Here is a 12,214-nt window from a genome sequence, read left to right as displayed (position 1 = left end):
GGATTCTTGACGATGGGGGCATTGTGCGCTGCAAACATCGCGCAAGCCTGATCGTCAATGATCTACCAGATCAACAGCGTCGTTGAATGGGGCTTTTCAATGCAACCTACGGGCAGGTGCCCAGCTTCATAGATGCGCATGAAATCCTCGGCCTGTCCGGGCGGCCACCCAAAATCTTCTTGCAACAGCGCTTGCTGAGCCAATGTGATCGCAACCCATCGAAAATTCGAGATCACATGGGGTGGGCCAAATCCTTGCGGTTCCATATCGAAGTTTTCGATCTGAACCTGGCCCAGCTCAACCTCGATCGCCTGGCTGACGATACTGGCTACATCCGACAGGACCACTTGCTGATGATTGAGATCCTCGGCTGAGAGGGCACTATTCGTCGATGGATCGGGACGCAAGGTCTCTAGCCACGATTCAAAAACAATCGATGACTGTCCTTTCTCTGCCGCCATGCGACTCTCTGCCCATTGGAGTGGTGTTGCGATGGTCTGGGGCAGATCTCCATGTTGACCCACCTTGCGACCGATGCCCGCATCCATGGCGTCGAATACTCGCATTATAACTGTGTCAACGATGCTGGACATGGTTCGGCCTACCTCCTGGGATTACGCACGCTTGAAATCGGTCCGGGGACTTTCGGTACCTTGTCGTGCTTCGACAGTCCATGAGCCTTTCTTTCGGCGGCAGCTGCGTCGGCAAGTCTGTGTGCCTGCAGCGGAGGGTAGCCGGCAGCCAGCAGGGACTGCCTCAGCGCCTGATCGTATTGCGCGTTTGTTGGAACCTGACCTTCGAACGGCCCACCTTTCCGATAGAGGTCCCAAAATGCTTCGAGACTTTGATGTGCCCTGTAGTGGGGCGAATTCGGCTGAGTGAAGATATTGCCCGGAATATCTGCCGTTAGCCCATCCCGATAAGGTATTTGGGAACGATAGGCCGCACCCTGATTCAGGTGGTGGCCACCTATCGTGCTGTAAGGGCCAACAGTTATTCCCCCGATGTTACCTCGACCACCGGCAGGGCAATCATTGACGGTACACCGCGCCAGCCCCAGCGGATCGACCCAGCCGTTCGGATCATCGACATAGCCCTGCGGTCTGATGCCGCCCAGTAATCCGATCGGGTCGGGGGTCAGGTATTGGGTCGCGTCGGGGTCGTAATAGCGGTGGCGGTTGTAATGCAGGCCGCTTTCGGGATCGGCCCATTGCCCTTGAAAGCGGATCGGACAATCGACCGGCGGGTGGTCGTCATTGGCGGCTTGCTCGATCCGGTCGATACCGCCCCACAGGCCCAGTTCGGCGCGCCACAGGACGCGGGTGCCATCGTCTGAAACCAGCTCTCGCGGGGTGCCCAGATGGTCGGTCACGACATGGGCGACATGGCCCTGATGGACGCGGGCCAGCGGGCGGAAACTGTCGGGATCATAGACCCAATGCTCGGCCTGATCCCACGCGACGGTGCCATCGGCATAGACCGGTGCCTCGGCCACGATGCGGTCGCCGTCCCATTGATAGGCGCTGCCCATCCGCGATGACCCGCCTGCGCGCGTTGCTTCGCCGGATGGCGGGGGGGCGGGCAGGCTCCAGTCGTCGGGATCGCGTTCGGGCTTGCCGCCATCGATCACCCGCAAGCGTCGGATGCGGCGGCCAAGCGCGTCATAGTCATAGCGCCAGACCGAGCCGTCCGGCGCCGTCAGCCGCACCAGACGGTCCTGCGCATCCCAGGCCATCGCCCAGATGCGCGGGCGGAAGCCCGGTTCCTCGTGCCGCTTCTGGATCACCCGGCCGCAATCGTCATGCTGATAGGTGATGCGGCCACGGCGGCGGATGCGACCTGCGTGTTTCTCGACCTGCTCGGCGCGCATATCCTCGATCAGACCGGCAAGGTTGCGGCTGGGGTCATAGTCGAAGCGACGCAACAGCGGGGTCGAACCGTCCGGGCGCTGCTGGCTGGTATCGGTGACCAGCCCGCGCGCGTCATAGCGCATCTGGGTCAGGCCAGCCGCGCGGTCGCTGATCGCCACGACCCGGCCGGCGCGGTCCCAGCGATAGCCGCGTTCGATCCGCGCCGCGCCGGGGCGGCCCTGCATCAGGCCGGGGCCTGCCAGTTGCCCGGTCAGGCGGCGCATGACGTCCCAGCCCTGCTCCTGGCTGAACCCGCCCGAGCTGTGGCGCAGCGTCTCCAGCCCGCGCATGTCATGCTTGAAGCGCAGCTCGGTCCCGGCAAAGCGCATCGCCGAGACATGGCCGTCGATGGCATGGTCGATCTCGATCCCCAGCCCGTCGCCGCCCCGCGCGACGGGGGTGGATTCGCCCGGGCGATAGTCAAAGCTGGTCTCGCGGCCATTGACGGTTTCGCTGACCAGACGGCCCGCGGCATCAAAGCGGCGGGTGATCCGGCTGTTGTCGTCCTCGATCCCGACCAGACGGCCTGCCGGATCATAGGTCGAGTGCGTGGTCAGCACCCGGTCGCCATCCGTCACCTCGGTCCCCAGCAACCGGCCCGCAGGCGACCATTCATAGCGGGTGCGCGCGCCATCCGGGGCGATGCGCAGCGCCAGCCGCCCCGCCGCATCATGTTCATAGCGGGTGATGAGGCCGGAATAATCGCGCTCGGCCACCAGATTGCCCACGGCGTCATAGCTGAGTTCGTGACGCTGCCCCATCTCGTTCACGACGGCGGTGACGCGCAGGGCGAAGTCATGTTCCAGCCGGACGCGATGGCCTTGCGGGTCCTGCGTCTCCAGCGGCAGATCGAAGGCGCCATGACGGAAGCTGCGCATGTCGCCTTCGCCATTGCTGGCGGCGCTCAGCAGACCTTCGCTGTCATAGCTTGCATTGATCACGGTGCCATCGGGCAGGGTCACGCTGGCCAGCGCGCCGCGCGGATTGCGCGCGCTGCGGGTATAATCCATCACCGTCTCGGCACCGATCTCGTCGATCTGGCTGACCATCCGGCCCTCGGTGTCATGGGTCAGGCGGATCGACTGTCCCGAGGGCGCCTGCACCCGCGCGGGTCGGTTCAGCCGGTCGTAATAGATCCGCATCTGCCGATCCTGCGGCTGGTCGATCCGCAGGATCTTGCCCTGTTCGTCGCGGCGGAACAGCCTTTGCGCGCCGGTGGGATCGGTCACGGCGATCAGGTTGCCGCTCTGGTCGTGGCGGAAGGTGGTGCGGGCGCCATTGGCATCGACATGGGCCACGGGCAGCCGGTCGGGACCGTATTCCCAGCTTTCGCTGTTGCCCTCGGGGTCAGTGGCGCGGATCAGGTTGCCCACCCCGTCATGGTCATAGCGCCAGATGTTCCCCAGCGGATCCTGCCGCGTCAGGACTTCGGCCCCGGTGCCCCATTCGGTCAGCCATTCGCCCCCGGCGGCGTCGATCTCCCGCCAGACCAACCCGCGCTCGGTCCAGTCGAACAGCTTGACCGCCCCGGCGGCATCGGTGACGCGGGTGCGGCGGGCGGACAGGTCATAGGCCAGCTCGACCGACAGATGGCCGCTGTCGGTCCAGTTGCGGATCACCCGGTCGTGGTCGTCATAGGCGAAATGCGCCCGCGTCAGGTGGCTGTCGGACCACATGGCCAGCCGCCCCTGCGGGTCATAGCCGTAATTCAACTGCCCGGTTTGCGCGGAATCGACCCGCTGCAACCGCCCGCCCGCGTCATACTGCCAAGTAAAGACACAATCTCCTGCGTCATGGCCCAACAGCGTGGCATGGCGGATCAGCATGCCGCGGCTGTCCACGATCAGCCCGAAACCGTCGCTGTGATGGACCGAAGTCAGGCCCTCGGGTCCCCAGTGGAAAGTGATCTCGTTGCCGTTGCGGTCCTGTATCTCGGTCAGCAGCAGGTGCTTGCCGACCCGGTGACCGAAGATGGTGAACAACTGGCTGCGATGGTCATAGAGATACAACCGCCCCGAACGCGATCCCATCAGCGCGATATGCGGGCAGCGCAGGTTGACGGACCAGACATTGTCCTCGGGCGTCTCGAAGGTGAACTGCACGCCGTCCGGGTCCTGCCAGACGACCGCGCCCGGCTCCAGCCGCAGATGCTGCGCCCATGTGCCGGACCAGTCGCGACCCTGAATGCCGGTTGCCCCCCGGCGATAGCTGCGGTCAAGCCGCAGGTCGATGGTGCCGGGAATGGTGAGGTCGGTGCGGAACTCGGCCACCTGACCCGAGGCGACATCGACGGGATCGCCCTCCATCCGCAGAAAGGCGTTGTTCAGCGCATTGGCGGCGGCGTTCACACGCGGAAAGCGCGGCGGTTTCGCCGGGCCGTCGGGCGTGCGCGGGGCGGGCGGGGTCCTGTCGCCCTGCGACGGCTTGCGACCGCGCGGGAATGGCAGGAAATCCGAGATCACCACCGCCGTGCGCGTCAGCCGGTTCAGCCAGCCGCCGTCGATATCCAGCATATCGGCCGAGGTGGTCACATCCAGCATGATCGTATCGCGGCCGGTCTGGATGGTGCCGTCGCAGGTGGTCTTGTGGCCCTGACGCGACAGCGGAAAGCCGTTCACATAAACCGTGTCCGAGCCTTGGGCGCATTGCTTTTCCATCCCGTGATCGTCGCAGTCGATAAAGCAGCTGACATGCGCCACGGGTTTGGACTCGAAGAACACATCGGGCGATCCGGTGCGGATTTCGCCCTTTTCCTCGCCCTGATTGCCTAGGCTGCTGGCCGCGCCCATGCAGGCGCCGCCGACCAGACCGCCCGCGACGAAGGCGACCGTGGCCACCAGAAGCGGTGCCGCCGCGCCGCCGGTGGCCGCCGTCAGGACCGCCGCCGCGCCGATGGCCGCAACCGCGCCCAGCACGACGGCGGCCCCCATCAGTCCCGCGACCAGACCGGAGGGCGCGTGATAGATCTTGTCGCCGACGCAGGCCGGTTTCTCGCTGGGGCCGGACAGCGGCTCCAGCCCCATCTGGCCACCGATGAAATCGCCGATATGGGTGCCCACCCAGTGCCCCGCAAAGCCCGCCGCGACCCCTGCCGCAATCGGGATCAGCCCGCCCACCGCGCCAAGGGTGATCGCCCCTGCGGTGGCGGTCGAGCCCGCCGCCGCCGCGCAGCCCGCGATACCCAGCCCGCCCTTGACCATCGCGGCGACGGCGGCGGTGCCCATCACGGAATACTGCACGCCGGGACTTTCCATGAAATCCAGCGTGGAATCCCAGCCCTGCTCCAGCGCGTTGCGCGCGCCCGGCTGATCCGCGATGGCCTGTTGCATCTGCGGGGTCGAGCCCGAGGCGGGGGGCGCGCTGCCTTCGGACCCGAAACCCATCAGATGGGTCGAGTTCTGACCCGCGACGCGCATGGAATATTCAAGCAAGCTCATCTGCGCCCCCCGGCGGCCTTTGCGCTATGTTCGGCGGAATTTCAGCGTCTGCACGATGCGGCGCACCTCGGCCAGCTGGCCGGGCGTCATCTGTCCGGGCATCGAGGCGGTGATGACCATCGCCCGGCCATCGGGGCTGGGCAGCATATAGATCAGTTGATGCATCCTGACATCCTTGGCCAGCCAGCTGCATTCGATCTCGGCCACGGGGGTGCCGTCCAGACGGACATTCTGGCGGCCCATCATCGTGAAATCGACCATGGATTTGCTGACCTGCTCGACCTGCTCGTCCAGATATTCCTGAAACGACATGCCAAAGGGCAGGTTGTCGCGGGTCACCGTCAGGGTCAGGCCCGGCGCCATCGCGGAATTGGAAGAGACGACATTGATCGACTGGTCGTTCCAGCCCTCGGGCAGCTCGATCGAGCATTCGTTCATCAGATACATCAGCGCGGCCTCCGCGATATCAGGGGGCTGCGATGCGATCCATGCGCAAAAGCATGTGAAGGGATGACAGGGCGGGTTGCGGAAAAGACACCGAGAAGCTGTGAACAGTCGGACACGATCTTCCGCCTTCCTGCTGGCAACCAAGCCGCCATATCCACACCAGAGGCAGCCTGCCGGGACTTTGCGGCCTCCCGACCGGAATCGCAACCGGCCGGGACGGGATGGGCGGAAGGATTGGCGGATTCCCGCGCGGGACGGAAAAACGCGGCCTATTCCGCCGCCACGGGTTCGGCGCGGGCGGCCACCGGCGCGACATGCAGGCCCAGCCGGGCGAACAGATCGGCATCCTTCCACGCGGCGGGGTTTTCGGTCGTCAGCAACTGGTCACCCACGAAGACCGAATTGGCCCCGGCCAGAAAGCACAGCGCCTGCAACTCGTCGCTCATCCCCGTGCGACCGGCCGACAGTCGCACAACCGAGGCCGGCATCAGGATCCGCGCCAGCGCCACGGTGCGCACCAGCGCGAACGGATCGACCGGGCGGGCGCGGGACTGTACGGGGACGCCCTCGATCTCGTTCCACAGGTTCACCGGCACGCTTTCGGGATGGGCGGGCAGGGTGGCCAGCGTGACCAGCATGGCGATCCGGTCCTGATCGGATTCACCCATGCCGATGATGCCGCCGCAGCAGACCTTGATGCCGCCCCTGCGGACATGATCGACGGTCTGCAAGCGGTCCTCCATCGTCCGGGTGGCCGCGATCTGCGGGTAATAATCCGGCGAGGTGTCGATATTGTGGTTATAGAAATCCAGCCCCGCCGCCTTCAGCCTTGCGACCTGCGCGGACGACAGCATTCCCAGCGTCATGCAGGTTTCCAGCCCCAGATCGGCGACGCCGCGCACCATGTCGCACAGCTTGTCCATGTCGCGATCCTTGGGGCTGCGCCATGCCGCGCCCATGCAGAACCGCTGCGCCCCCGATGCCTTGGCGCGCCGGGCGGCGGCGATCACCTCGTCGGCATCCATCAGCCGGGTGGCCTTCACGCCGGTCTGGTGATGGGCCGATTGAGAGCAATAGCCGCAATCCTCGGGACAGCCGCCGGTCTTGATCGACAGCAGGCTGGCGGTCTCGATCCGGCAGGGGTCGAAATGCGCCCGGTGGACCTGTCCGGCGCGGGCCATCAGGTCGGGCAGCGGCAGGGCGTGGATCGCCGTTGCCTCGTCCAGCGTCCAGTCGGTCCTGATCCCGCGCGTCATTGGCTGCGCCCCGTCAGGCGGTGCAGTCCCGACAGCAGCGCGCAGGCCAGCACGATCTTGACCAGATCGCCCGCCAGAAAGGGCAGCACGCCCGCAGCCAGCAACTGTCCCGCCGGCACGAAGGCGGCCAGCCAGATGATGCCTGCGGCATAGACCACCGCCAGCCCGGCCAGCATCGCAGCCCCCAGCGCCATCACGCCGCGACCACAAGCCAGCCAGCCGATCAGCCCCGAGGCCGCCAGATAGCCCAGCAGATAGCCCGTCGTCGGCCCCGCCAGATAGGCCAGCCCCACGCCACGCTCGGGCGAGCCGGAAAAGACCGGCAGCCCCATTGCTCCCGCGCCCAGATAGGTGGCCATCGCCGCCAGCCCCAGACGCGGCCCCAGCGCGGCAGCGATCAGGAACACCGCCAGCGTGTGCAGCGTCATCGGAACCGGCCAGAACGGCACCTGCAACTTGGCGCCGATGGTGATCAGCGCCGCGCCGCACAGCGCAATGGCCGGGTTGCGCCAGCGCGTGACCCAATGAGACGCGGGGCGGATAAATGTTGTCATGGCGGAACCCTCCGAAAGCAGACAGCGAATCTATCTATATTTACGGATGGGTTATGCTGGGGCGGCAATGCGAATTGTAGATAATTATCCGGAAATCCCGTAAACCATTCGGAACTCACCGCTTTTTGCGGGTGCCTTGCGCTTTCCGATCCAGCCGACATGACGCGCCAATGTGGCGCAGGCCAGATCGGTCTGCCGTTTGCGCAGCGCATCCAGAATGGCGCGGTGATCGTGGTCGGTGCGGGCTTCCCAATCCTGCCGCCATGCCGCGAACAGAAAGCGGGCGCTGGCGGTTTGCAGATCCTCGATACTGCGTAACAGCCGGGGCATACGACAGGGCGACAGGATCAGCCGGTGAAAATGCCGGTTCGCGGCCTCCCAGTCACGAACATTGTCGGCGCGGTCGCCGTGGCGCGTAACCTCTTCTGCTTCATCAAGAATATCGCGCGTCATATTGGGCGCGGCATGGCGCAAGGCCAGCGATTCAAGGCTGGCGCGCATTTCCGCGACCTCGCGCAGTTCCGCCATGTCGAAATCCGTGACCCTGACCCCGCGACGCGGCAGGCTTTCGGCCAGCCCCTGCGATTCCAGATGCCGGAACGCCTCTCGTACCGGGACATGGCTGGCCCCGAATTCCGCTGCGACGTGCTCTTGCCGCAGGCGGGTGCCCGGAGTGATCGCGCCCGAGATGATCCGGTCCGCAAGAATGCGGGCGATGCGGGCGGGCTGTGTCTCGTCTGGCGGCGTTTTCATAGGATTATAGATAATTCATGCGCGGCCAGGTGGCAATGACCCCTTCCGGCGGGCACTATGCGCTTCTGATCCGGGCGGTGAAGCGCGCCATCTCTCGCGGCTGGACGGTCTGGCCGGTATAGATCTCGACATAGGTCGGGATCCGGGCCAGCCGTGTCTCGATATCCTCTTGTGCGCGCATCGAGATATAGCCGATCTGCGTCAGATAGATCGTCCGCGCCTGGATATCGGCCTCTTGCCGGGGCTGGTGCCAGCGTATCAGCATGTCGCGAAGGGCGTTCAGCCGGGCCTCATCCGCGATCCGCACCCGTTCGGCGACGCCCTCATCCTGCAAGGCCCAGCTGCGCACCGCAAACTCCAGCCGCGCGTCGAAAGCGCCGGACAGAAAACAGGCCAGCACGTTCAGCATCGCCTCGGCCCGCGATTCGGCATATTCCTGCGTGGCAGAGATCAGCGGCGCGGTGGTGCGTTCCGCCCATCCCTCGATCAGGGCGGTCAGCAGGGCCTCGCGATCCTCGAAAAACCAGTAAAAGCTGGTGCGCGACAGGTTCAGCTGTTTCGCCAGAGGCTGGATCTTGACCGCATCGACGCCGCCGTCGATCAGCGCCTGATAGCCGGTTTCCAACCACCCTTCGCGCGATCCACGCCATCCACTGTCAACTGTCGCCGGGCTTTTCATGGTGTTTTTCTAGTCCGGCCAAGGCCCCGCTTCAAGAAAAATGTCCTGAGATGACCGCGTTATGTTCATCCATGATTTTTTAATTGACACAAGTGAACATTTTACCGAACCTGAGGGGCGACGCTCCACCTTCACAGGCAGATCCCATGTCGAACGATCCCCTTTTGCAGCCCTATCAGTTGAAGCACCTGACGCTTCGCAACCGGATCATGATCACCAGCCATGAACCCGCCTATCCCGAGGACGGTATGCCGAAGGGGCGTTACCGTGCCTATCATGTCGAGCGCGCCCGGGCCGGTGTGGCGCTGACCATGACGGCGGGGTCGGCGGCGGTGTCCAGGGACAGCCCGCCGGTCTTCAACAACATCCTTGCGTGGAAGGATGAGGTCGTCGGCTGGATGAAGCAGCTTGTGGACGAATGTCACGATCACGGCGCGGCGGTGATGATCCAGCTGACCCATCTGGGCCGCCGCACCCGCTGGGACAAGGCCGACTGGCTGCCGGTCGTCTCGCCCAGCCATGAGCGCGAGGCGGCGCACCGCTCTTTCCCCAAGAAGATGGAGGACTGGGACATTTCGCGGATCATCCGCGATTACGCCGACGCGGCAGAGCGGATGAAGGCGGCGGGTCTGGACGGGATCGAATTGCAGGCTTACGGCCACCTGATGGACCAGTTCTGGTCGCCGCTGACCAATGATCTGGATGATCCCTATGGCGGTTCCCTGGACAACCGGCTGCGCTTTACCTTTGATATTCTGCGCGAAATCCGCAAACGCTGCGGCGAGGAGTTCATCGTCGGCGTCCGCTATACCGGCGACGAGGATTTGCCGGGCGGGCTGACGGCGGATGACGGCATCACCATCTCGCAAAAGCTGAAGGACAGTGGGCTGGTCGATTTCCTGAACGTGGTCAAGGGCCATATCGACACCGATGCCGGGCTGACCGACGTGATCCCGGTGCAGGGGATGCGCAATGCGCCGCATCTGGAATTCGCGGGCCAGATCAGGAAGGCCACGAACTTCCCCACCTTCCACGCCGCGAAAATCCCCGATGTGCCGACCGCGCGTCATGCCATCGCCTCGGGCCTGCTGGACATGGTCGGCATGACGCGGGCGCATATGGCCGACCCGCATCTGGTCCGTAAGGTGATAGAGGGGCGCGAGGATGATATCCGCCCCTGCGTTGGTGCGAATTACTGCCTGGACCGGATCTATCAGGGCGGGCTGGCCTTCTGCCTGCACAACGCCGCGACCGGGCGCGAGGAAACCATGCCCCATACCATCCCGCCCGCGCCCGCAACTAAGCGCATCACCATCATCGGCGCCGGACCTGCGGGGATGGAGGCCGCCCGCGTCGCCGCCGAGCGCGGCCATGAGGTGACGGTCTTCGAGGCCGCCGACCAGCCCGGCGGCCAGATCCGCCTGACCGCGCTGGACGAACGCCGGCGCGAGATGATCTCGATCATCGCATGGCGGCAGGCACAATGCGAAAAGCACGGCGTGCGGTTCCACTTCAACACCTTCGCAGATGCCGGGGACGTGTTGGCGACCGACCCCGACGAGGTGATCGTGGCCACCGGCGGGCTGCCGCATATCGAGGTGCTCAGCGCGGGCAATGACCTGATCTGTTCGGCCTGGGATATCCTGTCGGGCGATGTGAAGCCGGGCCAGAACGTGCTGATCTTCGATGACGCGGGCGATCACGCCGCGCTGCAAGCCGCCGATCTGATCTCAAGCACCGGTGCGGCGGTCGAGATCGTCACCCCCGACCGCAGTTTCTCGCCCGAGGTGATGGCGATGAATCTGGTTCCCTATATGCGCAACCTGCAACAGCGCGACACGACCTTCACCGTGACGTGGCGGCTGATGTCGGTGGCGCGCGAAGGCAACATGCTGCGCGCGACATTGGGCAGCGATTACGGAGACTTCAGCCGCGACCGGATCGTCGATCAGGTGGTGGTCAACCACGGCACAAGGCCGCTGGATGATCTCTATTTCGAGCTGAGGCCGCTGTCGTCGAACTTGGGCGAGGTCGATTACGACGCGCTGATCGCGGGGACGGCGCAGGGGCTGCGCCCCAATCCCGAAGCCCGGTTCCGCCTGTTCCGCATCGGCGACGCCATCGCCGCCCGCAACACCCACGCCGCGATCTATGACGCATTGCGGCTGGTGAAGGATCTGTAACGTCGAGTGTGGTCGCGAGATGAACCGGCGTCGAGCGCCGCCTTTTCGACGGGCGGCTGCTGTTCCCCGCATGCGCGGGGATGAACCGCGCACCGGCGCATTCGAGAACCTTCTGATCGACTGTTCCCCGCATGCGCGGGGATGAACCGTCGAAGAACGGCGGGGTCATCATTTTCGCGGACTGTTCCCCGCATGCGCGGGGATGAACCGCGTCATGCCAGCGGTGATGTTGTTCAGCGCCGCTGTTCCCCGCATGCGCGGGGATGAACCGGCGGTTGGGCCAATGTCCTATTGCAGGACGTGCTGTTCCCCGCATGCGCGGGGATGAACCGGCTGAACTGCTGGCCGAACTCAACCCCACGAACTGTTCCCCGCATGCGCGGGGATGAACCGGCTGAACTGCTGGCCGAACTCAACCCCACGAACTGTTCCCCGCATGCGCGGGGATGAACCGCGGCTGAACCGCCCGGCAGGTAAAGACGCGCCCTGTTCCCCGCATGCGCGGGGATGAACCGGCCGCCAATGACAACCGGCAGCTCAGCAGGGACTGTTCCCCGCATGCGCGGGGATGAACCGCAGCTGATCCCGTTGCGCGACCAGCGCGATACCTGTTCCCCGCATGCGCGGGGATGAACCGGCGGCGGGGCGACTGTTCGCCCAGGGCATGATCTGTTCCCCGCATGCGCGGGGATGAACCGCTTGGCGGCGTAATCGTAATCGCGGAGGTCGCCTGTTCCCCGCATGCGCGGGGATGAACCGAAGATGTGCGGCCTCCACCTAAGCGCGCCCCCCTGTTCCCCGCATGCGCGGGGATGAACCGGCCACGCTTAGCGGCCCTTCGGATCGCCATAACTGTTCCCCGCATGCGCGGGGATGAACCTCCGCAGCGGTCGCATTGAGCGATCCATCAGCACTGTTCCCCGCATGCGCGGGGATGAACCGACTACCCAACTGAAACAGGTTCTGTGAACTACCTGTTCCCCGCATGCGCGGGG

General features: G+C 65.0%; 8 protein-coding genes and 1 CRISPR repeat array (1 of these 9 cut by a window edge). Of the genes, 1 reads left to right on the top strand and 7 read right to left on the bottom strand.

All coding sequences use genetic code 11. The annotated features are described in order from the left end of the window. Nucleotides 1-62 precede the first annotated feature (62 nt). From JHW40_RS01740 to JHW40_RS01710, 7 genes are all read right to left on the bottom strand, one after another. Entirely contained in the window at nucleotides 63-593 is a 531-nt protein-coding gene (locus JHW40_RS01740; RefSeq protein ID WP_139208214.1) for a hypothetical protein, read from the bottom strand. Between the two features lie 8 nt (nucleotides 594-601). After that, nucleotides 602-5,347: an RHS repeat-associated core domain-containing protein gene (locus JHW40_RS01735; RefSeq protein WP_090615148.1), complete on the bottom strand. Its 4,746-nt coding sequence runs from the start codon at nucleotides 5,345-5,347 to the stop codon at nucleotides 602-604. A 24-nt stretch (nucleotides 5,348-5,371) separates the two neighbouring features. Beyond that, nucleotides 5,372-5,794: a DcrB-related protein gene (locus tag JHW40_RS01730; RefSeq protein ID WP_090615145.1), complete on the bottom strand. Its 423-nt coding sequence runs from the start codon at nucleotides 5,792-5,794 to the stop codon at nucleotides 5,372-5,374. A gap of 269 nt (nucleotides 5,795-6,063) precedes the next feature. Next, on the bottom strand, nucleotides 6,064-7,050 hold the full coding sequence (gene bioB / locus JHW40_RS01725; protein ID WP_090615142.1) for a biotin synthase BioB: 987 nt from the start codon (nucleotides 7,048-7,050) through the stop codon (nucleotides 6,064-6,066). Beyond that, nucleotides 7,047-7,604 carry a biotin transporter BioY gene (locus JHW40_RS01720; RefSeq protein WP_090615135.1) on the bottom strand — a complete coding sequence of 186 codons (558 nt, stop codon included), beginning with the start codon at nucleotides 7,602-7,604 and terminating at the stop codon, nucleotides 7,047-7,049. Before JHW40_RS01720 ends, bioB begins: the two co-directional genes overlap by 4 nt. 84 nt (nucleotides 7,605-7,688) lie before the next feature. Further along, entirely contained in the window at nucleotides 7,689-8,357 is a 669-nt protein-coding gene (locus tag JHW40_RS01715; protein ID WP_090615131.1) for a GntR family transcriptional regulator, read from the bottom strand. Between the two features lie 55 nt (nucleotides 8,358-8,412). Next, the gene (locus tag JHW40_RS01710; protein WP_090615128.1) at nucleotides 8,413-9,036 is read right to left on the bottom strand and encodes a TetR/AcrR family transcriptional regulator; all 624 of its coding nucleotides are present in this window, start codon (nucleotides 9,034-9,036) and stop codon (nucleotides 8,413-8,415) included. 146 nt (nucleotides 9,037-9,182) lie between these two features. On the opposite strand from JHW40_RS01710, the gene hpbA reads away from it, so the two are divergent. Next, on the top strand, nucleotides 9,183-11,219 hold the full coding sequence (hpbA, locus tag JHW40_RS01705) for an N-methyl-L-proline N-demethylase HpbA (RefSeq protein ID WP_090615125.1): 2,037 nt from the start codon (nucleotides 9,183-9,185) through the stop codon (nucleotides 11,217-11,219). A 59-nt stretch (nucleotides 11,220-11,278) separates the two neighbouring features. Further along, nucleotides 11,279-12,214: direct repeats of the CRISPR family, unit length 29 nt; unit sequence CTGTTCCCCGCATGCGCGGGGATGAACCG; it runs 740 nt beyond the window's last position.

The sequence above is a fragment of the Paracoccus alcaliphilus genome (assembly GCF_028553725.1).
Classification (GTDB): domain Bacteria; phylum Pseudomonadota; class Alphaproteobacteria; order Rhodobacterales; family Rhodobacteraceae; genus Paracoccus; species Paracoccus alcaliphilus.
The sequence above is the reverse complement of the archived record's forward strand: the minus strand, read 5'-3'. Positions and strand labels throughout refer to the sequence as shown.